The sequence below is a fragment of the Sphingomonas sp. genome (assembly GCF_035998645.1).
Taxonomy (GTDB): Bacteria; Pseudomonadota; Alphaproteobacteria; order Sphingomonadales; family Sphingomonadaceae; genus Sphingomonas.
In genome coordinates this window covers 943,141-962,825 of record NZ_DASYHL010000005.1, presented here as the reverse complement: position 1 = coordinate 962,825, position 19,685 = coordinate 943,141, and the positions used below count along the sequence as shown (strand labels likewise).

General features: G+C 65.8%; 19 protein-coding genes. 11 read left to right on the top strand and 8 right to left on the bottom strand.

Annotation, left to right across the window (positions count from 1 at the left end; translation table 11 throughout):
• Both VGN66_RS18230 and miaA read right to left on the bottom strand, forming a co-directional pair.
• Entirely contained in the window at window positions 1–1,761 is a 1,761-nt protein-coding gene (locus VGN66_RS18230; RefSeq protein ID WP_327520192.1) for an acetolactate synthase 3 large subunit, read from the bottom strand.
• An 85-nt stretch (window positions 1,762–1,846) separates the two neighbouring features.
• Window positions 1,847–2,776 carry a tRNA (adenosine(37)-N6)-dimethylallyltransferase MiaA gene (gene miaA / locus VGN66_RS18225; RefSeq protein ID WP_327520191.1) on the bottom strand — a complete coding sequence of 310 codons (930 nt, stop codon included), beginning with the start codon at window positions 2,774–2,776 and terminating at the stop codon, window positions 1,847–1,849.
• Between miaA and serB the strand changes: the two genes are divergently transcribed.
• Window positions 2,769–3,647 (top strand): phosphoserine phosphatase SerB, encoded by an 879-nt coding sequence (gene serB, locus VGN66_RS18220; protein WP_327520302.1) that lies wholly within the window; start codon window positions 2,769–2,771, stop codon window positions 3,645–3,647. The two genes, miaA and serB, sit on opposite strands and share 8 nt — an antisense overlap.
• Before the next feature lie 152 nt (window positions 3,648–3,799).
• On the opposite strand, the gene VGN66_RS18215 is transcribed toward serB, so the two are convergent.
• Entirely contained in the window at window positions 3,800–4,780 is a 981-nt protein-coding gene (locus VGN66_RS18215) for an SPOR domain-containing protein (protein ID WP_327520190.1), read from the bottom strand.
• 186 nt (window positions 4,781–4,966) lie between these two features.
• Between VGN66_RS18215 and VGN66_RS18210 the strand changes: the two genes are divergently transcribed.
• The 3 genes from VGN66_RS18210 to VGN66_RS18200 are packed head-to-tail and all read left to right on the top strand — an operon-like array spanning window position 4,967 to window position 7,564.
• On the top strand, window positions 4,967–5,689 hold the full coding sequence (locus tag VGN66_RS18210) for a ParA family protein (protein ID WP_327520301.1): 723 nt from the start codon (window positions 4,967–4,969) through the stop codon (window positions 5,687–5,689).
• A complete protein-coding gene (locus VGN66_RS18205) occupies window positions 5,689–6,222 on the top strand; it encodes a hypothetical protein (protein WP_327520189.1) in 534 nt (177 codons plus the stop codon). Before VGN66_RS18210 ends, VGN66_RS18205 begins: the two co-directional genes overlap by 1 nt.
• A gap of 19 nt (window positions 6,223–6,241) precedes the next feature.
• On the top strand, window positions 6,242–7,564 hold the full coding sequence (locus tag VGN66_RS18200) for an SPOR domain-containing protein (protein WP_327520188.1): 1,323 nt from the start codon (window positions 6,242–6,244) through the stop codon (window positions 7,562–7,564).
• A 54-nt stretch (window positions 7,565–7,618) separates the two neighbouring features.
• On the opposite strand, the gene VGN66_RS18195 is transcribed toward VGN66_RS18200, so the two are convergent.
• The 4 genes from VGN66_RS18195 to VGN66_RS18180 are packed head-to-tail and all read right to left on the bottom strand — an operon-like array spanning window position 7,619 to window position 11,431.
• On the bottom strand, window positions 7,619–8,827 hold the full coding sequence (locus VGN66_RS18195) for a dihydroorotase (RefSeq protein WP_327520187.1): 1,209 nt from the start codon (window positions 8,825–8,827) through the stop codon (window positions 7,619–7,621).
• Window positions 8,824–9,816, bottom strand: coding sequence for an aspartate carbamoyltransferase catalytic subunit (locus tag VGN66_RS18190; RefSeq protein WP_294017897.1), 993 nt, complete (start codon window positions 9,814–9,816; stop codon window positions 8,824–8,826). The genes VGN66_RS18195 and VGN66_RS18190 overlap by 4 nt, the downstream gene beginning before the upstream one ends.
• Before the next feature lie 35 nt (window positions 9,817–9,851).
• Window positions 9,852–10,313: a Holliday junction resolvase RuvX gene (ruvX, locus tag VGN66_RS18185; protein ID WP_327520186.1), complete on the bottom strand. Its 462-nt coding sequence runs from the start codon at window positions 10,311–10,313 to the stop codon at window positions 9,852–9,854.
• A complete protein-coding gene (locus VGN66_RS18180) occupies window positions 10,310–11,431 on the bottom strand; it encodes a DUF3089 domain-containing protein (protein ID WP_327520185.1) in 1,122 nt (373 codons plus the stop codon). Before VGN66_RS18180 ends, ruvX begins: the two co-directional genes overlap by 4 nt.
• Before the next feature lie 110 nt (window positions 11,432–11,541).
• Here VGN66_RS18180 and VGN66_RS18175 point away from each other — a divergent pair, with 110 nt between their 5' ends.
• From VGN66_RS18175 to VGN66_RS18145, 7 genes are all read left to right on the top strand, one after another.
• Window positions 11,542–13,251, top strand: a complete 1,710-nt coding sequence (locus tag VGN66_RS18175; RefSeq protein WP_327520184.1) for a DUF4153 domain-containing protein — start codon at window positions 11,542–11,544, stop codon at window positions 13,249–13,251.
• Window positions 13,252–13,293: 42 nt separating this feature from the next.
• Complete coding sequence (gene gatC / locus VGN66_RS18170) at window positions 13,294–13,581, top strand: Asp-tRNA(Asn)/Glu-tRNA(Gln) amidotransferase subunit GatC (RefSeq protein ID WP_066660166.1); 288 nt, start codon at window positions 13,294–13,296, stop codon at window positions 13,579–13,581.
• Window positions 13,581–15,065, top strand: a complete 1,485-nt coding sequence (gene gatA, locus VGN66_RS18165; RefSeq protein WP_327520183.1) for an Asp-tRNA(Asn)/Glu-tRNA(Gln) amidotransferase subunit GatA — start codon at window positions 13,581–13,583, stop codon at window positions 15,063–15,065. Before gatC ends, gatA begins: the two co-directional genes overlap by 1 nt.
• 151 nt (window positions 15,066–15,216) lie before the next feature.
• Window positions 15,217–16,674 carry an Asp-tRNA(Asn)/Glu-tRNA(Gln) amidotransferase subunit GatB gene (gene gatB, locus VGN66_RS18160; RefSeq protein ID WP_327520182.1) on the top strand — a complete coding sequence of 486 codons (1,458 nt, stop codon included), beginning with the start codon at window positions 15,217–15,219 and terminating at the stop codon, window positions 16,672–16,674.
• Between the two features lie 163 nt (window positions 16,675–16,837).
• A complete protein-coding gene (locus VGN66_RS18155; protein ID WP_327520181.1) occupies window positions 16,838–17,596 on the top strand; it encodes a hypothetical protein in 759 nt (252 codons plus the stop codon).
• 29 nt (window positions 17,597–17,625) lie between these two features.
• The gene (locus VGN66_RS18150; RefSeq protein ID WP_327520180.1) at window positions 17,626–18,792 is read left to right on the top strand and encodes a M48 family metallopeptidase; all 1,167 of its coding nucleotides are present in this window, start codon (window positions 17,626–17,628) and stop codon (window positions 18,790–18,792) included.
• Window positions 18,789–19,385, top strand: a complete 597-nt coding sequence (locus VGN66_RS18145; protein ID WP_327520179.1) for a hypothetical protein — start codon at window positions 18,789–18,791, stop codon at window positions 19,383–19,385. The genes VGN66_RS18150 and VGN66_RS18145 overlap by 4 nt, the downstream gene beginning before the upstream one ends.
• A gap of 8 nt (window positions 19,386–19,393) precedes the next feature.
• On the opposite strand, the gene VGN66_RS18140 is transcribed toward VGN66_RS18145, so the two are convergent.
• Window positions 19,394–19,579: a hypothetical protein gene (locus tag VGN66_RS18140; RefSeq protein ID WP_327520178.1), complete on the bottom strand. Its 186-nt coding sequence runs from the start codon at window positions 19,577–19,579 to the stop codon at window positions 19,394–19,396.
• Between the last annotated feature and the right edge of the window lie 106 nt (window positions 19,580–19,685).

The window sequence follows — 19,685 nt, the reverse complement described above, 5'->3', positions numbered from 1 at the left end:
TTAGACCAGCGCCTTGGCTTCGTCGTCCATTTCGCCGGAGACTTCGGCGGCCTGGAGGAGCATGTCGGTATGGGCGGCGCCCGACGGAATCATCGGGAAGCAGTTGGCGAGCTTTGCCACGCGGCAATCGACGATCACCGGCCCGTCATAGGCGAGCATGTCGGCGATCCCTGCGTCAAGCTGGTCGCGGTGCTCGATCAGGATGCCCTTCCAGCCATAGGCTTCGGCGAGCTTCACAAAATCGGGCAGGGAGTCGCTGTAACTCTCTGAATAGCGGCTGGAATAGGTCAGTTCCTGCCACTGGCGGACCATCCCCATATATTCGTTGTTGAGGATGAAGATCTTGACCGGCAGGCGGTACTGGGTCGCGGTCGCCAGCTCCTGAATGTTCATCTGGATCGACGCTTCGCCGGCGATGTCGATAACCAGCGCGTTGGGATTGCCCAGCTGCGCGCCGATCGCGGCGGGCAGGCCATAGCCCATCGTGCCGAGACCGCCGCTGGTCAGCCACTTGTTCGGGCTTTCGAAGTGGAAGTGCTGCGCCGCCCACATCTGGTGCTGGCCGACCTCGGTCGTGATGATCGGGGCCTGATCGCGCGTCGCCTCCCACAAAGCGCGGACGGCGCGTTGCGGCATGATCGTGTTGGCGTCGATGCCGGGGCCTTCCTCGGGGAAGTCGAGGCACTTGACCGCGCGCCACCCTTCGATGCGCCGCCACCATTCGGACAGGTCGGGCTTGGGATGCTGGCGCGCCTTCCAGATGCGCAGCATGTCCTCCAGCGCGTGGCCGACATCGGCGACGATCGGCAGGTCGACGCGGACCGTCTTGTTCATCGACGAGCGGTCGATGTCGATATGGATCTTCTTCGAATGCGGCGCGAAGGCGTCGAGCCGCCCGGTCACGCGATCGTCGAAGCGCGCGCCGACTGCGATGATCAGGTCGGCCTGATTCATCGCGTAATTGGCTTCATAGGTGCCGTGCATGCCGAGCATGCCGAGCCACTGGTCGGACGAGGCGGGAAGGGCGCCGAGCCCCATCAGGGTCGAGGTAACCGGCGCGCCGGTGATCCTGGCCAGCTCGCGCAGCAGCTGCGACGCGCCGGGGCCGGAGTTGATCACGCCGCCGCCGGTGTAGAAGATCGGCCGCTCCGCCGCCGCCAGCATCTCGACCGCCGCCTCGATCAGCGCCTTGTCGGCCTTGACCTGCGGGCGATAGGTCTTGTGCTGGATCGGGCCGGGCTTGGTGTAGCGCGCGGTCGCGATCTGGACGTCCTTGGGGATGTCGATGACGACCGGGCCGGGGCGGCCCGAGGTCGCGATATGGAACGCCTCATGCACCACCGCGCCGAGCTGTGCGGGGTCCTTCACCAGATAATTATGCTTGGTGCAGTGGCGGGTGATGCCGACGGTGTCCGCTTCCTGGAAGGCGTCGCTGCCGATCAGGTGCGTCGGCACCTGTCCGGTGATGACGACCATCGGGATCGAATCCATCAAAGCATCGGTGATGCCGGTGACCGCATTGGTCGCGCCGGGACCAGAGGTGACGAGCACGACGCCGGGCTTGCCGGTCGAGCGCGCATAGCCCTCCGCCGCGTGCGTCGCCGCCTGTTCGTGGCGGACGAGGATGTGGCGGATCTTCTTCTGCTTGAAGATCGCGTCGTAAATCGGGAGCACCGCGCCGCCCGGATAGCCGAACACGACCTCCACACCGAGGTCGACCAGCGCCTCGATCAGGATATCGGCTCCGCTTTTCTCGGCCACGTCAGGTCTCCTTGTTTGCCGCAGTGCAATGCGATGGGGGAAGCGCGCTGCTATGCGTATGATTGATGCGTGTCAAGAATTGTCTTTATACGATTCGTGCGAAATTGGCCATTCTATTGGAAATATCTGTCGCGTCAGTGCGTGGCCAGTCGGGTGGCGGCTGGTGCCGCAGCCAGGTATATTGCCGCTTGGCATATTGCCGGGTCGCCGCTTGAGCGCGCTCCAGCGCCTCAGCGCGGCCGAGTTCGCCGGCGAGCAGCGCGGCAATCTCGGGCACGCCGATTGCCTTGCGCACCGGGGCCTCGGGCGGAATGTCGTCACGGGCGAGCAGGGCCGCGACCTCATCGATCGCGCCTTCGTCGAACATCGCGGCCAGGCGGCGGTCGCAGCGCTCGGTGAGCCAGACGCGGTCGGGTAGGAGGATCAGCGGCGTGAGGTCGATCTGATCCCCGATCCCGCCGACCTTTGCCTGCTGCCACTCGGCGAGCGTGCGGCCGGTGGCGGTGACTACCTCCAGCGCGCGGGCGACGCGGGTGGTGTCGGCGGGGGCGAGGCGGGTGGCGGCTTCGGGATCGCGCTCGCTCAGCAGCGCGTGCGCTTCAGCAACCGGCAGCGCGCGCACCTCGGCGCGGATCGCGGGGTCGATGCCCGGCACCGGGGCGATGCCGTCGAGCAGCGTGCGGATATACATGCCGGTCCCGCCGACGAGGATGGGGAGACTGCCGCGCCCCTGCGCCGCTGCGATCTCCGCCTTGGCCTCCGCCGCCCAACGCGCGGCGGAATAATCGTCGGTGCCGGTGACGTGCCCGAACAGGCGGTGCGGGGCCTGTGCCTCTTCCTCCGCCGAGGGCCGCGCGCTGAGCACGCGCAGCTCGGCGTATACCTGCGCCGAGTCCGCGTTGATCACCGTGCCTCCGGTCGCCTGCGCGAGCGCGATCGCCAAAGCGGACTTGCCGCTGGCGGTCGGTCCTGCAATGAGCGCGACCCTTGGCCTGGAGGAGTGCGGCATGTTCATCGCGACGCTGATAGCAGCGGATCGGCTCGACGCGGGGGATATTTCCTCCGCGCTGGACAAGCTGAGCGATGCCGGGTGCGAGCCGCGCGGCGTCGAGACGCTGGACGAGGACAAGGCGAGCGACCTGTTCTTCGACGCGAACCCCGATGCGGCGCGTGCTGCGCTGGAGGGCGCGTTCGACCGGGTCGATGTGGTCGTGCAGCCCGCCGAGGGTCGCGAAAAGGCGCTGATCGTCGCCGATATGGATTCGACGATGATCACCGTCGAGTGCATCGACGAGCTCGCCGACTATGCCGGTATCAAGGCGCAGATTGCCGAAGTGACCGAAGCGGCGATGCGCGGCGAACTGGATTTTGCCGAGGCGCTGGACGCACGGGTGGCGTTGCTTAAGGGGCTGGGCGCCGATGCGATCGACCGTTGCCTTGCCGAGCGGGTGCGGCTGATGCCGGGCGCGCGGACGCTGGTGCAGACGATGAAGGCGCGCGGGGCGACGGCGATTCTGGTGTCGGGCGGCTTCACGCGCTTCGCCGAGCCGGTGGGCGCGCAGATTGGCTTCGACCGCGTGATCGCCAATGAGCTGCTGATCGAGGGCGATGCGCTGACCGGCGCCGTGACCAAGCCGATCGTGGATTCAGCGACCAAGGAAACGACGCTGCTCGGCGCGATGGCGGAGCTGGGGCTGGACGCCTCGGCGACGCTGGCGGTGGGCGATGGCGCGAATGACCTTGCGATGATCCGTAAGGCCGGGCTGGGTGTTGCCTATCATGCCAAGCCGATCGTTGCGGCTGCGGCGGGCGCGCGGATCGACCATGGGGATTTGACGGCGTTGCTCTACGCGCAGGGGATTGCGCGGAGCGAGTGGGTGGAGTGAGTCAAATTGATCCTCCCCCGCAAGGGGGAGGTGGCAGCGCGCAGCGCTGACGGAGGGGGCGGAAGCACCACGGCAAGAGGTTTGAGGACACAGCCGTCCTCCCCCTCCGTCGCCTTCGGCGCCACCTCCCCCTGGCGGGGGAGGATTTGTCGTTAATCCCGCACCGGCACGCAGGGGCTTAGCCCACGGCACGCCGCGCTGGCTTCGGCGCTGGAGGCGAAGGGGCCGACCAGCACCTTGGTCAGGCGGCCCGATTTCACATAGCTGACCTTGCGACCCGGGAAGCGGCCGCCGACCTGCGACCATAGTTTCTGCGCATTGCCAGCCTCTCCAAACGCGCCGAGCTGCAGCTTCCACCCGCCGTCGCGGATTGCGGTGGGCGCGGGCGTCGGTTTGGGCGCGGGGCGCACGATTGGCGGGGTGGGGCGCGTCTGCGCGCTCTGCGTCGGCGCGGGGGCCGGGATTGGGTTGCGCGGCTGATACGCTGTCGAGGGGGGCAGGTCGGTGCGTCCGACCGCGCCGGCCTGCTGCTTACTCCTTGGCGGCTGAACCGCCGCGACGCTTGGGCGATCGGCGTCGCGTTCATAGACCCGCGCGAGTTCCAGCGCCTTTTGCCGGTCCTGCAGCGAGATATAGCCGTCCATCTGCGCCTGTGAGGCCGATGCCTGGGGCAGGCCCTGTGCGGCTGCGCGGACGATCAGCGCGTAGGCGCGGACCCAGTCCTTGGTCACCGCATCGCCGTTGAACAACATCGTGCCGAGCACATATTGCGCGCGCGGCGCTCCGCGACCGGCGGCCTTTTCCAGCCACTCGATCGCCTGTAGCCGCTTGCCATTTTCAAACAGCGCGAGGCCGTAATTCTCCTCGGCCTGGGGATGCCCTTGCAGCGCGGCCTTGCGATACCATTCCTCGGCCTGCGCCAGGTCGGCGGGGACGCCACGACCGAATTTATAGGCCTGGCCCATGTTGAATTGCGCGTCGGCGTCGCCCGCGACCGCCGGGCCGCGCCATTCGGAAACTGCGACGCGATAGTCGCCGCGCTGCCACGCCTCGACCCCTGCTTTCACATCGGCAAGCGCCGGCGCTGCCAGAAACGCGCCGGCCATCGCCGCCGTCCAGATCACCTGCTTCATTCAGTCACGTCCCGATCCCGCCCACTTACGGATAATGCCAGTTAACCATAACATGGCCAAGCAATGCTTGCGCTTTGGTTAAGCCCGGCATGGGAGAAATCTCGGCGGCCGCTACCGTATTAACACCTTCTTAGCTTCCCGATGGCATCCCCAATGCTGGGCAACCGGGTTATTTTCGAGGGGCAGATGCGCGTACTTGCGATGGCATCACAAAAGGGTGGATCGGGAAAGACCACGCTGAGCGGGCATCTGGCGGTGCAGGCGCAGCGGGCTGGTCATGGCCCCGTCGTCCTGATCGACATCGATCCGCAAGGGTCGCTGTCCGATTGGTGGAACGAGCGCGAGACGGAGTTTCCCGCCTTTGCGCAGACCACCGTCGCCCGGCTCTCCGCCGACCTTGAGGTATTGCGCCAGCAGGGGTTTCGCCTTGCGGTGATCGATACCCCGCCGGCGATCACCATGGCGATCCAGAGCGTGATCCAGGTCGCTGAGCTAATCGTCATTCCGACCCGTCCGTCGCCGCACGATTTGCGCGCCGTCGGTGCCACGGTCGACCTGTGCGACCGCGCGGGCAAGCCGCTGATCTTCGTGGTCAACGCCGCGACGCCCAAGGCCAAGATCACCAGCGAAGCTGCTGTCGCGCTGTCGCAGCACGGCACCGTCGCGCCGGTGACGCTGCATCACCGCACCGATTTCGCCGCATCGATGATCGACGGGCGCACCGTGATGGAGGTGGACCCCAAGGGCAAATCCGCCGCCGAGGTGACGGCTTTGTGGGCCTATATCAACGATCGGCTCGAGAAGAACTTCCGCCGCACCGTGTTCAGCGCGCCCGCCGTTGCGGCGGCGCCCCACGCCGCCTTTGCCGGGCGCCCACAGGGTGGCTTTGGCCGCCGGGTGGTGAGCTGATGTTCGGTTCCGCCAAGCCCGCCGCGTCGCTGTCTTCGGGCCTGCTCGCCCGCAAGGGACAGGCACGCCCCGCGATGCGCCCGCAAGGGTTTATCGGCCTTGATCCGGGCACCTCGCTCGACGATCTCGGCTGGAATGACATGGGGAGCGAGATGCCTGCGCCCGCGCCCGTGTTCGAGCCGGTTCCGCCGGTGCTGGCGCAGCGCCAGACGCTGGTCGAAGAATTCGCGCCCGAACCGCAGCCCGCTTCCGAGCCGGTCGCCGCACCCGTTGCGCCCGAGCCCGAAGCATCAGCACGCCCGGTCTCGACCGCTACCGCCGCCCGGATCGGGCGCGAGGTCGCCTCGCGCAAGGGCAAGGCCGCCTTCACGCTGCGGCTCGACCATGAACGCCATTTGAAGTTGCGCCTTGCGTCGGCGGTCACGGGCCGCTCCGCCCAGGCCCTCGTGACCGAGGCGCTGGACGTGTTTCTTGAATCGCTGCCCGAACTGGGGGCGCTGGTTGACCGGCTCCCCGCGGGCAAGGCTCGCTGATCTAGGGGGAAATGCAGCCATGAACCTTCGTCGTATCCTGACCGTATCGGTCTCTGCACTCGTACTGGGCGCACCGATCGTCGGTGGCCCGACGCTGATCGGCGGCCTCGCCGTCGCCAGCTCCGGTGTCGAGACCGCCGATCTGCGCCGCGCCGGCAAGGAGGCCGCCGCCGCCACCAAAGCCCTGAAAAAGGGTGAGGGGCAGAAGGCGGTGACGCATGCCGAGGCGGCAGTCACGCTCGACCCGCGCAATGGCGAGTATCGCAAGCTGCTGGGCGAGGCGTATCTGTTCGCGGGCCGCTTTGTGTCGGCGGCGCAGGCGCTGAACGAGGCGCTGTCGCTCGACCCGGCCAATGGCCGCACCGCGCTGAACCTCGCACTGGCGCAGATTGCGACGGGCGAATGGGATGTGGCGCGCCAGACGCTGGCGACGCACAGCGCGACCATCCCAGCGAGCGACCGTGGCCTCGCCATGGCGCTGGCGGGTGATCCTGCCGGCGCGGTCGGGCTGCTGATGGAAATCGCGCGCCAGCCGGGCGCTGACGCCAAGACGCGCCAGAACCTTGCGCTCAGCCTTGCGCTGGCGGGGCAGTGGCAGCAGGCGCGGGCGATTGCCGCATTCGACCTGTCGCCCGACCAGGTCGATGGACGCATCATGCAGTGGGCGAGCTTTGCGCGCCCACAGAACGCTTATGATCAGGTCGCGTCGCTGCTCGGCGTGACGCCGATTGCGGACAATGGCCAGCCCGAGCGGCTGGCGCTGGCGCATTCGATGACCAGCGCGGTTGCGGTCACGCGGGTCGCCGATCCGGTCGAGACCTATATGCCGGGCCCCGCGCCGGTCGAGGCGGTGGCTGCGGTCGCCGCTACGGCGGTGGATGTGGCGGCGACCGATGTCGCGCAGGGTCCGTCGATCACTGCGCCGAGCGGCCAGCAGATCGTATTTGGTCCGCGACAGGAGATCGTTCAGGCGATCCCGACGCGTGCTGTGCGTGCTGATGTCGCGGCGGTCAGTGCTGGCGCGATCAAGCCGGTTCGGGTTGATGTGCCTTCTTCCCAGCGTTTCGCCAAGGGCAGCTGGTATGTCCAGCTCGGCGCCTTTGACAGTGTCGGCGTTGCGCGCGACGCATGGGGCCGGATGGTCCGCCGCACGCCGCAGCTCAAGGGGCTGACCCCGGCAAGCGCCAGCGTGTCGACCAAGGCGGGCGCGTTCCAGCGGCTGTCGGTCGGCGGGCTTGCCCGCGCCGATGCCGATGCGCTGTGCCGCGAAGTGCGTGGCGATGGCGGCACGTGCTTCGTGCGCACCGCTGCGGGTGACAGGAAGGCCAGCTGGCTGCGCTGACGCCGCCGATCAGGAATAGCAAAAGGGCCGGGGTCACTCCCGGCCCTTTTCGTGTCAGCGGACTTCGCTGCCGCCCTTGAACAGGCGGAGTGCCTTGCCCTGCACCGGGAGGCCGTCAAACGGGGTGTTGCCGGCCTTGCCGGGCATGCGGTCGGCGACGATCTGCCAGGGTGCTTCGGGATCGACCAGCACCAGGTCGGCGGGCATTCCGGGCGCGAGCGTCCCCGTGTCGATGCCGAGGATCCGCGCCGGATTGTGCGCGACCAGCGCGAACAGGCGGTCGAGCGTCACATGCCCCTCACGCACCAGCCCCAGTCCCAGCGTCAGCAACGTTGCCGCGCCCGCCATGCCGGGCGTCGCATCGGCGAAGGGCAGGCGCTTTTCCTCCGGCCCGCGCGTATCGTGGCCCGAGCAGAGCACATCGATCGTCCCATCTGCCAACGCTGCGAGCGCGGCAAGACGGTCGCTGTCATCCCGGAGCGGAGGGGACAGGCGCGCGAAGGTGCGGAAATCGGACAGGTTGATGTCCGACAGCAGCAGATGCGCCGGAGTGACGCCGCAGGTGACGCGCATGCCGCGCGCCTTTGCCGCGCGGACAAGCGCGAACGCGGCGGCGGTGGTCAGCTGACGGAAATGGATCGCTGCGCCGGTCTGCTCGGCGAGCATCAGGTCGCGTGCGACCGCTAGTGCCTCGGCCATGGCAGGGGCGGCGGGGAGGCCGAGGCGGGTCGCGGTCTCGCCCTCGGTCGCCACAGCATTCCGGGTCAGGCCGCTATCTTCCGCGTGTGCGATGACAACCAGCCCGCAATCGCGCGCATAGGCGAGGACGCGGCGCATCACGCCGCTATCGGCGATCCAGCCGCGCCCGGTGCCGACTGCGCGCGCACCGGCATCGGCGTTGGTCGCATATTCGGCGAGGTCCACACCCTCCAGCCCGCGTGTCGCGGCTGCGATCGGGTGGACCCAGAGTTCGGGTTTGCCCATATCGGCGGCGCGCTGGACCAGGCCGGGGCCGTCGAGCACCGGCGACTGATCGGGCATCAACCCGACGCGCGCGATCCCGCCCGCGCGGCACGCCGCCTTGTCCATCGCGAACACGCCAAGATCGGTTAGGGCAGGGGCGAGCAGCTTGCCGCCGCAGTCGATGACCTCGGCGCCGTCGGGCGCGGCATCGACGATCCGCTCGTCGGCGACGAACAGGTCGCCGGTGCGCTCGCCGCCCTCGGGACAGACCAGCCGGGCGTTGCGGAAGATACGGTTCATGCCCAGCCCTCCACGCCGCGCGCACGCCGCGTCAGCACGTCGAGGCACGCCATGCGCACCGCGACACCCATCTCGACCTGTTCGGTGATCGCCGAGCGACCCGGCAGGTCGGCGACGACCGAATCGATCTCGACCCCGCGGTTCATCGGGCCGGGGTGCATGATCAGCGCATCGGGTTTGGCGCGCTTGAGCCGTTCGAGCGTCAGGCCGTAATTGAGGTGATATTCGCGGGTCGATGGGATGTACGCCCCCGACATGCGTTCATTCTGCAGCCGCAGCATCATCACCACGTCCGCCCCCTCCAGCGCCGCATCGAAATCGGTGAAGGGTGTCACATGCATCTTCTCGATCGCGGCAGGCATCAGCGTCGAGGGGGCGACCACGCGCACCTCCGCCGCCAGCGCGGTGAGCGCGAGGATGTTCGAGCGCGCGACGCGGCTGTGCAGGATATCGCCGCAGATCACGACGCGCTGATGCGCAACGCTGCCCCGGCGGCGGCGGATGGTGAGCGCGTCGAGCAGCGCCTGCGTCGGATGCTCATGGCTGCCGTCGCCGGCATTGAGCACCGGGCAATCGACCTTGTCGGCGATCAGCTGCACCGCGCCCGAGCTCATGTGGCGGATGACGATGACGTCGGCGCGCATCGCGTTGAGCGTCATCGCGGTGTCGATCAGCGTCTCGCCCTTCTTCACGCTCGACTGCGCGGCGTGCATGTTGACGACATCGGCGCCGAGCCGCTTGCCCGCGATTTCGAAGCTGAGCAGCGTGCGCGTGGAGTTCTCGAAGAACGCGTTGATCTGGGTCAGCCCGTCGAGGCGATGGTCGCTGGGCGCGCGGTTGCGGTTCGCCTCGATCCACTGTTCCGCCTCGTCGAGCAGGAACAGGATTTCGTGCGGCTGAAGCCCGGAAATTCCCGTCAGGTGCGCGTGCGGGAACACGGCGCGCCCCTGAATCTGGGCGCCGGGGCGATGATCGATTGGCGGTTGCATTAAAGCTGTCGGTTAGCGAGGCGGGGAGGGCAAGTCTAGCCCGCGGCGAGCGCGTCGATCGCACCTTGCAGGATATAGCTTGCCGCAAGCTTGTCGACCCGCTCGGCACGCTTGGCGCGGGAGAGGTCTTCCGCGATCATCTGGCGTTCGACTGCGGCGGTGGACCAGCGTTCGTCCCACAGGAAGATGGGCAGGTCGAGGTCGGCCATGTTGCGGGCGAAGGCGCGGGTGGACTGGGTGCGCGGGCTGTCGCTGCCGTCGAGGTTGAGGGGGAGGCCGATGACCAGCCCCTTGACCTGTTGCTGCGCAATCAGCGTCACCAGATCGGCCTTGTCGGCGGTGAATTTGGTGCGCTTGATCAAATGCGCGGGGCTGGCGAAGGACCAGCCGGCGTCGCACAAAGCCGTCCCGATCGTCTTGGTCCCGACATCGAGGCCGAGCAGCCGCCCGCCGTCGGGCAGGGCTTCGCGATAGGCAGCGGCGTCGGTGGTGATCATCCGCGCGTGCCGCCCTTCTGATGCGCGGTCAGCCGCCGCTCGGCATCGGCGCGGACATTTGCCCAGAACAGCGAATAGTCGAAGACGTGGTAATTGTTGCCCGGCAGGACATATTGCCCGCCGACGCCCTGTGGCATCGTGCCGAGCATCAGGAAGCCGCGCCCGTCACAGCGCAGCGTCGTTGCGCTTTTCGCCAGCGTCGCGCTGGAGAAGTCGGAGGCGGGGACGAGGTTTCCGATCTCCGTCGCAGTTGCAGCGTCGGGTGCCGGGGTTCCGGTTACCGGGTTGGTGCAGATCATCGCGGTGCCCTTGCGCGGCGCACCGGTGAAGCCGGGCGAGGCGTCGAAGGTATCGAGGATCAGCGACGGGTCGGCCGGCTCGGCAAAGCTCTGCCACGACAGGATACAGCCGCGCTGGTCGGCGGCGGTGCATTCGGGCAGGCCAAGCGCGGGCAGGTCGGCGGTCTTCGACACCGGCCAGCCGACGACGTACGCCGCGACGATCCGCTGCGCGAGCGGCTTGCCCGCCACGCGGTCGCGCAACAGGCGGGTGAGGTGGAGCGCGCCCTGGCTGTGCCCGGCGAGGATGATCGGGCGGTCGCCCGTTTCCTTGAGGAACTGGTCGAAGGCGGCGGTGATGTCGCGATAGGCAAGGTCGAGCGCCTGTTGCGCATCCGCCTTGGTCGTGAGGAACGCGCCGAACGTCGCCTGACGATAGCGCGGCGCCCAGATCGCACCCGCGCCGTTGAACGCGCTCGCCTGACCGCGCAGGAACAGATTGGCGCGATCATTCGCCTCCTTGTCGTCCAGCGGCGCATTCCATTTCGCGCGGTTGAGGTAGGAGGTCGGGTGGATGAAGAACACCGCCGCCTCGGGCTTGTCCGCAGGCTTGATCCCCGCGGGCGTCCACAGCGCGGGATTGCCCGACTTGTCGGGCCGCGCGAGCCACATATCGGGGCGGGCATAGCTGTCGGTCGGGAGCGCCGTCTGCGATTCGAAGCGCGCGCCGGGGACCATGGCCTGCCGCAGCAGCTCCACCCCCCAGATCCGGTACGCAAAGGTCGCTGCAAGCGCGAGCACGATCAACACCGCCACGATATAGAGGAACTTACGCGCCACTTCGGGCTCTCCATTGTGCAATGCAGCATGAGCCGCTGCCGGGCAATCGCTTTCCGTTGCGCGATGGTTGCGAAGGATGCAAGTTTGGCGAACATGATTGGGGGGCAGGGATGACGGACGCGATCGGGGAACGGGACGAACGCTGGCCGCTGCTGCCGCCGATCCTTGCCGCGCTGGGGCTGGCGGCGGGGCTGGTCGCGCACTGGATCATCGGCACGGGGTATCAGGCCGAGGTGAGCGCGTTGCGACTCGCGCTGCTCAGCTTTGTCAGTGTTTCGGCGATCCTGTTCGGGTTCGTCGTGATCCGTACCGACCTGATCCGCTCGGCGGTCTTCGCGGTCGGATGTGGTGCGGTCGCTGCGCTGATCCTCTATTTCAATGGGGCAACATCGGGGTGGAGCGCGACTGAAGGGTGGCGGCTGGTGTGTCTCGCGCTCGCCATCGGGATTGCGGCGCCGCTGTTTCAGGCGGGGCGTGAGGGCGGGTTTCGGCCGATTTCCTATCCTCTGGCGCATGACCATGCCTGGACCAATGCGGTGCTGTGGTGCCTTGCTTGGGCGTTTGTCGGTGTCGTCATTCTGCTGTCCTTCCTGCTCGCCGCTTTGTTCGATCTGATCGGGATCGAGCTGCTGAAGGATCTGCTTCAAAAGGAGTGGTTCTGGCGGCCGCTGGTCGGGCTGGCGTTCGGGCTCGGCCTCGCATTGCTGCGCGAACAGCGGCGGATCGTCGGGTTGCTGCAGAATGTCGCGATGCTGGTGCTGGGGGTGCTCGCGCCGGTGCTGGCGGTGGGGCTGGGGCTGTTCCTGCTGGCGCTGCCGTTCACCGGGCTGCAGCCCTTGTGGGAGGCGACCAAGTCGACCACGCCGATCCTGCTCGCCTGCGCGGTCGGGGCGCTGTTGCTGGTCAATGCGGTGATCGGCAATGGTGGGGACGATGCGCCGCGTAATCGGGTGCTCCGCTGGGCGGCGCTGGTGCTGGCGGTGGCGATCCTGCCGCTGGTCGGGATCGCGGCAATCGCGACCGGGCTGCGCATCGGGCAGTACGGGTTCACACCGGAGCGGTTGTGGGGCCTGACCTTTGTCGTCATCGCGAGCGTGGTGGCGGTCGCGTATCTCGCTAGCGTGATCCGCGGGCGCCGGGCTTGGGCGCAGCGGGTGCGGCCCGCGAACCTGCATCTGGCGATGATCGTCTGCGGCGTCGCACTGCTGCTGGCGACGCCGCTGGTCAGCTTCAACGCGATCTCGACCCGCGATCAGGTCGCGCGGCTGGAGTCGGGGAAGGTATCGCCGGACAAGTTCGACTGGGCGGCGCTGGCGTTCGACTTTGGCGAGCCGGGGCGGAAAGCGTTGGAGCGGTTAGGAAGGTCGGCAGATGCGATCGTGCGAGCAAAGGCTGGCGAGACTTTGAAAGCTACGTCTCGATATGAGCTGATAGCCGAGTTGCCCGAGCCAACGTTCAAAGGGCAGTTCACTGTATATCCGCGCGGTGCCCAGATGCCGGAGGGGCTAAAACAGAAAATATCCGAGCAAGAGTGCAGGACCGGAAAGGCCTGTCACATTTTCCTGCAGGAGGATGGCCAAACCGCGATTGTGCTCGGTGAGTCCGGGGACTGCTCACGGAAACTTGAGGCGGAAGCTTACTGCTGGGCCACTCCCAACATATTTGTTCGGTCGGCTGGTGGCGAATGGCAACAGCTTCGTGGCGCAGGGCCGCAGCGCGTTCCTGCTGATGCGCTTCTTATAGGCGATGTGACCGTTCGGCCTGTGCAACGAAGGCAGATGTTTCTTGGGGGCAAGCCAGCCGGCCCGGTGTTCGAATAACCCCGCTTGCTGAAACGGGGGCGTCGCTGCTAGGCGCTCCCCATGTCCGTAGAACCCGCCACCGTAAAGAAGGTCGCGAGCCTTGCGCGTATCGCGATCAGCGATGCCGACGCCGAGCGGCTCGCGCCTGAACTCAACAACATCCTCGGCTGGATCGAGCAGCTGGGCGAGGTCGATACTTCGTCCGTCGAGCCGATGACCGCCGTGATCCCCAATACGCTGCGCCTGCGCGACGATGTCGTGAACGACGGCGACATGCGCGACGCCGTGCTGGCCAATGCGCCGCTCGCCGAGCATGGCTTTTTCACCGTGCCCAAGGTGATCGAATAATGACCGACGTCACCAACCTCGGCGTCGCGGCACTGCGCGACGGCATCCGCACCGGCGAATTTTCGGCACGCGAAGTCGCCGACGCGTTCATCGTCAAGGTGAGCGCGGCCAAGCAGCTCAACGCCTTCATCGTCGAGACGCCCGAGCACGCCCTCGCCGCCGCGCGTGAGGCCGACGCCGCGCGTGCCGCTGGCGAGACGCTCAAGCCGCTGGCGGGCGTGCCGATCGGCATGAAGGACCTGTTCTGCACCAAGGGCGTGCAGACCACCGCCGCCAGCCATATGCTGGAGGGGTTCAAGCCGGTTTACGAGTCCACCGTCTCGCAGAAATTGTGGGACGCGGGCGCGGGGATGCTGGGCAAGCTGAACCTCGACCAGTTCGCGATGGGTTCGTCGAACGAGACCAGCTATTTCGGCAATGTGATCAGCCCGTGGCGGCGCAAGGATGGCGGCAATGCGCCGCTCGCACCCGGGGGTTCGTCGGGCGGCAGCTCGGCGGCGATCAGCGCGCGGCTCGTGCCGGCGGCGACCGGCACCGATACTGGCGGATCGATCCGTCAGCCTGCGGCATTCACCGGCATTTCGGGCATCAAGCCGACCTATGGCCGCTGCTCGCGCTGGGGCGTGGTGGCGTTCGCCTCGTCGCTCGATCAGGCCGGGCCGATGGCGCGCGACGTGCGCGATTGTGCGATCATGCTGGAGGCGATGGCGGGGTTCGACGCGAAGGACGCGACCTCGCTCAAGCTCGACGTGCCGAACTGGGAAGCTGCGCTAAGCGCTGATCTGCGCGGCAAGAAGGTCGGCATTCCCAAGGAATATCGCGTCGATGGCATGCCGTCGGAGATCGAGGCGCTGTGGCAGCAGGGCATCGACTGGCTGAAGGACGCGGGCGCGGAGATCGTCGAGGTCTCGCTGCCGCACACCAAATACGCGCTGCCCGCCTATTACATCATCGCCCCGGCGGAGGCGTCGTCCAACCTCGCGCGCTATGATGGCGTGCGCTACGGCCTGCGCGACCTCCCCGATGGGGCGGGGTTGCAGGACATGTATGCCGCGACCCGCGCGGCGGGCTTCGGCCCGGAGGTGCAGCGCCGTATCCTTATCGGCACCTATGTGCTCTCGGCGGGCTTCTACGACGCCTATTACACTCAGGCGCAGAAGGTCCGCACGCTGATCGCGCGCGATTTCGAGCGGGCGTGGCTGCAGTGCGACCTGCTGCTGACCCCGACCGCACCGAGCGCGGCCTTCGCGCTGGGCGAGAAGTCGGCCGATCCGCTTGCGATGTATTTGAACGACGTGTTCACCGTGCCGTCTTCGCTGGCGGGCATCCCCGCGATGTCGGTGCCGGGCGGGCTGGACAAGGACGGGCTGCCGCTCGGACTGCAGATCATCGGCAAGCCGCTGGACGAACAGGGCGTGCTCAATGCGAGCCTGGCGATCGAGCAGCGGGCGGGATTCACGGCGCGGCCGGAGCAGTGGTGGTGAGTCCTTCCGACTGGGGAAACCTGTTGGAAGGCATTGCAGACGTTTTGAATCGCCTCGTTCCCAGCCGCAGAGATGACCGGTCGGCAAAGAGGCAAAAGACATCACAGGAATCAGAGGCCAGGCCATTGCCTAGGCTGACGAGGCGGAAGAAATGACAGAAGCATACCGCATCAAAGGCGAAACCGGTGAGTGGGAGGTCGTGATCGGCCTTGAGGTCCACGCGCAGGTCACGTCCAACGCCAAGCTGTTCTCCGGCGCCGCGACCGCGTTCGGCGCGGAGCCGAATACGCAGGTGTCGCTCGTCGACGCGGCGATGCCGGGCATGCTGCCGGTGCCGAACATGGAGTGCATCCGCCAGGCGGTGCGCACCGGCATGGCGATCGACGCCAAGATCAACAAATGGTCGCGCTTCGACCGCAAGAACTATTTCTACGCCGATCTGCCGCAGGGCTATCAGATCAGCCAGCTCTACCACCCGATCGTGGGCGAGGGTGAGGTCGAGATCGATATCGACGGCGAGACCAAGACGATCGGCGTCGAGCGCATCCATGTCGAGCAGGACGCCGGCAAGCTGATGCACGATCAGCATCCGCGCCTGTCCTATGTCGACCTGAACCGCAGCGGCGTCGCGCTGATGGAGATCGTGTCGAAGCCCGATATGCGCTCGCCGGCTGAGGCTGGCGCGTATCTTGCCAAGCTGCGCTCGATCCTGCGCTATGTCGGGTCGTGCGACGGCAATATGGACCAGGGGTCGATGCGCGCCGACGTCAACGTCAGCGTGCGCAAGCCCGGCGCCGAATTCGGTACGCGGACGGAGACCAAGAACGTCAACTCGGTCCGCTTCGTCATGCAGACGGTGGAGATCGAGGCGAAGCGCCAGATCGAGGTTCTGGAGAGCGGCGGCACGATCGTGCAGGAAACGCGCCTGTTCGACCCCGATCGCGGCGAGACGCGGTCGATGCGGTCTAAGGAAGACGCGCATGACTATCGCTACTTCCCCGACCCCGACCTGCTCCCGCTCGAGCTGGACGATGCGTTTTTGGACGCATGCCGCGCGTCGCTGCCCGAACTGCCCGATGCCAAGCGTGCGCGCTACGTCGCGGCGGGCGTGACACCGTATAATGCGGGCGTGCTGACCGCCGAGGTCGAGACTGCGCGCTACTTCGACGCACTGCTCGACGCGGGCGCAAAGGGCGCGGCGGCGTCGAACTGGGTGGCGTCGGAGCTGTTCGGCGCGCTCAACAAGCTGGGCAAAAGCATCGAGGACTCGCCGGTCAGCGCCGCGCAGGCGGCGGAGCTGCTCGGCCTGGTCGCGGACGACACCATCTCGGGCAGCCTCGCCAAGCAGGTGTTCGAGATCATGCTCGAAACCGGCGATAGCGCGGGCAATATCGTCGAGGAGCGTGGGCTCAAGCAGACGTCCGACACCGGCGCGATCGAGGCGGTGATTGCCGAGGTGCTGGCGAAGAATCCCGGCCAGCTGGAACAGTATCGCGGTGGCAAGGAAGCGCTATTCGGCTTCTTCGTCGGCCAGACGATGAAAGCGATGGGCGGCAAGGCCAATCCGGGCGTGGTCAACGACCTGCTCAAGAAGGCGCTGGCGCGGTAGGGGGGCTCGGCAAGCATTGCCGAGTGCTATTGTCCTACCGCCGTCGAGCCTTGCTCCTGCTTCAAACTGTTTAGCCGCAGGCTCAATTCGCCTTGCACAGGCCTCGACGGCGATTAATCATATATCCGCGCGGATCGGGGATTGATTCGACGCCCGGGGGTAAATGATGCTCAAAAAAGTTGCGCTCAGCGTCGCTGTTGCGATGCTCTGCTTCACAGTTGTGCCGACTTCTGCACAGGAAAAGTCTGCGACAAAGCAGGGGTTTGAACTGGCGGCAAACAGCAACAAGAAGATACTTGTTTTTCGTCCGTCTGTCAGTGTCGGTGCACAGTCGACCGGTGGTATCTTCGAACCGAACGCAGAATGGACCGAGCGCGCGAAGGCGAATATCCAGGCCGCGCTCGAGAAGCATCAGAAACTGCTGGGTAATGCGGTGATCGTAGCACCCGAAGCCTATGGTGAAGAGGCGCAAAACCTTGAGGAGCACATGCTGCTGTTTGGTGCGCTTTCGCAGGCGGTGATCGAGTACCAGTTCTTTGTTGGGAACAGGCTCCCTACCAAGAAACGTGAAGCCAAGGCGGATGTATTCGATTGGTCGATGGGAGCCGGTGTTGCCGATTTGCCGGGTGCGAAGGATGCTGATTATGCGCTCTTCATCTACAACAAGGACGCATACGGCTCGACGGGCCGCAAGGTATTACAGGTGCTCGCGCTTCTGGGTCCAGGAATCGCGGTGACGTCGGGCGAGCACCAGGGGTTTGCCGGGCTTGTTGACCTCAAGACAGGTGATCTGCTGTGGCTCAATGCAGATACCCAGATGGGCGGCGACGTGCGTGACGTGGACGGCTCGGAAAAGCGGGTGACTCAGCTTCTTGAAGATTTCCCCGGCAGCGAGGCATTGAAGAAAAGCGCGCAAAAGTGATTGCGCGTGCTGTAGCGACCGCGTGCCTAATGAGCGGCTCCGTCGGCGCGGCATCGGCGCAAGTCGCGCCAGTGCCGCCGCCATACGTGAGCGCATATCAGCCGCAGGGCGTCGATGAGATTGGTCTTTGGCGAGAGTATGACGAGTCGGAACGCCGACTCGCGGCGTCTGCGCTTGTGGTCCGCGACGCAAAGCTAACGGGCTATTTGAAGCAGGTACTCTGCCGGACTGTTGGCGACGATCGCTGCAATGCCGTCCGGGTGTACGTGATCCGGGAGCCAATCCCCAACGCGAGTATGGCACCAAACGGAACAATGCGGGTCCATAGCGGGATGCTCTTGCGCATTCGGAGTGAATCCGAACTGGGCGCATTACTTGGGCATGAATTCGGGCATTACGAACAGCGCCATGGATTGAACAAATTTAAAGCACGACGCACCGGTACTGACGTCATTGCTTGGGCAGGTCTTCTTGCAGCAATGGCGCGTACCTACGATACAGCTAGGTCGTATCATGACTTGAAAGTTTCAGTGTACGGAGATTTGTACCGCTACAGCAGAAATCTGGAGCGCGAGGCTGATTTGCTGAGCGTCGGATATTTGAACAGTAGCAACCTGAAGCCGCAAGCTGCCTCGCGCATCTGGGAGAACATGATGGCTGAAGCGGAAGCTTCTGCCCGCGCTAAAGGCATGAAGAAACCCAACTTCGAAGCGATTGCGTTCTCGGCGTCGCATCCGCCGGACGCCGAGCGGGCTGCTTATTTGAGCGCTTTGGCTGAGCCGACAGCGTTTGCCCGCGACGACGGTGCGGCGCAGTACAGTCAGGCTTTGAAAGAATGGCTTCCGATATTCTTGGACGATCAGATCAAGCTAAATGACTTTGGTGCCAGCGAATTTATCATCTTGTCCCTGGCGGACACTGGTTGGACCGCTCCACTTTGGTTGGGGCGGGCTGAACTCTATCGTGCGCGGGGGAATCCCCGGGATTTGGTAAATGCGGTGGATTTCTATCGGGCCGCGCTCGATTTGGATCCAACGCTTGGAACTGCTTATCGAGGGCTTGGGCTGGCGCTGATGAAAATTGATCAGTCTGCAGAAGCGACAGTGGCGCTACATAAGTATCTAGAGCTCAGGCCCGACGCTCCAGATGCGGGAATGATCCGTATGATGCTGCCCAAGGAAGGAACTTCCAATTGAAACCCCGCAACGCCCCGGTCGTCTTGGTCATCGCCGCCGCCTTGGTCTGTGCCTCAAATGCCAATTCTCATAAGTTGCGCGAAAAGGGTGTGAAAGTCGCTGTCGCTGGCTCAGCGTTGTCAGTTACCCCCACGCGCGACTGGAATCGCTTGACCGAGAAGCCTGGCAAGAACGCCGAGACCTGGACTCTGGACGGCGGTCGGCTCAACGACATCACCTTCTACGGCGCTGTCCCCAGTGGGAGCCCGCTGGTGAAGGAGCGCAGCAAAAAGAAGGAGCCGCTTCCCAAATTTACCGGCAAAACACTGCTCGTCGAGGTACCCGAACTGCTCGAAGGAACGTACCGAGCGTACAAGGGCATCGGACTGTTTCGCGTCGTGTCGACCGAACCCGTCACATTCCTCGGCCAAGACGGCGTCAGATTTACATATGAATTCACTGACACCGACGGGCTAACCCGCAAGGGTGAGGCGACGGCGGTGATCGCGAAGGGTGCACTGTATATGATTACGTTCGACGCCCCACGTCTGCACTATTTCGACCGTTCGATCAGCGATTTTCGCGCGCTCGTGCAATCCGCAACGATCGGTTGACTTGACCCTCACGCCACCGGCTGCATCGGCGTTGATGGCGGTTCGCTGTCCGGTTGTGGGGCGGGGATGTCGATGTCCGGCGCTGGCGGCGTGATTTCGGGCGTCGCGGGCTCGGGCTGGCCTGGCTGGGGCATCGGTGGCGCTTCGGGCGGGGGGATCGACGGCTGGGCGGGGATGGGGGGCTCGACGGGCATCTTGGGTCTCCTTGCGCTAGCGAACGTTCGGGCGGCCGCTTTGGTTCACAGGGTGGGGTTGGAACAGGCGGTCTAATGCGCAAGCCTGCAGCAACGGGCAAACGCA

What these genes read in the sequence shown, in the direction of transcription:
- serB (WP_327520302.1), top strand. Translation starts at nt 2,769, where the DNA reads ATGTTCATCGCGACGCTGATAGCAGCGGATCGGCTCGACGCGGGGGAT.
- miaA (WP_327520191.1), bottom strand. Translation starts at nt 2,776, where the DNA reads ATGAACATGCCGCACTCCTCCAGGCCAAGGGTCGCGCTCATTGCAGGA.
- VGN66_RS18215 (WP_327520190.1), bottom strand. Translation starts at nt 4,780, where the DNA reads ATGAAGCAGGTGATCTGGACGGCGGCGATGGCCGGCGCGTTTCTGGCA.
- VGN66_RS18210 (WP_327520301.1), top strand. Translation starts at nt 4,967, where the DNA reads ATGCGCGTACTTGCGATGGCATCACAAAAGGGTGGATCGGGAAAGACC.
- VGN66_RS18205 (WP_327520189.1), top strand. Translation starts at nt 5,689, where the DNA reads ATGTTCGGTTCCGCCAAGCCCGCCGCGTCGCTGTCTTCGGGCCTGCTC.
- VGN66_RS18200 (WP_327520188.1), top strand. Translation starts at nt 6,242, where the DNA reads ATGAACCTTCGTCGTATCCTGACCGTATCGGTCTCTGCACTCGTACTG.
- VGN66_RS18195 (WP_327520187.1), bottom strand. Translation starts at nt 8,827, where the DNA reads ATGAACCGTATCTTCCGCAACGCCCGGCTGGTCTGTCCCGAGGGCGGC.
- VGN66_RS18190 (WP_294017897.1), bottom strand. Translation starts at nt 9,816, where the DNA reads ATGCAACCGCCAATCGATCATCGCCCCGGCGCCCAGATTCAGGGGCGC.
- ruvX (WP_327520186.1), bottom strand. Translation starts at nt 10,313, where the DNA reads ATGATCACCACCGACGCCGCTGCCTATCGCGAAGCCCTGCCCGACGGC.
- VGN66_RS18175 (WP_327520184.1), top strand. Translation starts at nt 11,542, where the DNA reads ATGACGGACGCGATCGGGGAACGGGACGAACGCTGGCCGCTGCTGCCG.
- gatC (WP_066660166.1), top strand. Translation starts at nt 13,294, where the DNA reads ATGTCCGTAGAACCCGCCACCGTAAAGAAGGTCGCGAGCCTTGCGCGT.
- gatA (WP_327520183.1), top strand. Translation starts at nt 13,581, where the DNA reads ATGACCGACGTCACCAACCTCGGCGTCGCGGCACTGCGCGACGGCATC.
- gatB (WP_327520182.1), top strand. Translation starts at nt 15,217, where the DNA reads ATGACAGAAGCATACCGCATCAAAGGCGAAACCGGTGAGTGGGAGGTC.
- VGN66_RS18155 (WP_327520181.1), top strand. Translation starts at nt 16,838, where the DNA reads ATGATGCTCAAAAAAGTTGCGCTCAGCGTCGCTGTTGCGATGCTCTGC.
- VGN66_RS18150 (WP_327520180.1), top strand. Translation starts at nt 17,626, where the DNA reads ATGAGCGGCTCCGTCGGCGCGGCATCGGCGCAAGTCGCGCCAGTGCCG.
- VGN66_RS18140 (WP_327520178.1), bottom strand. Translation starts at nt 19,579, where the DNA reads ATGCCCGTCGAGCCCCCCATCCCCGCCCAGCCGTCGATCCCCCCGCCC.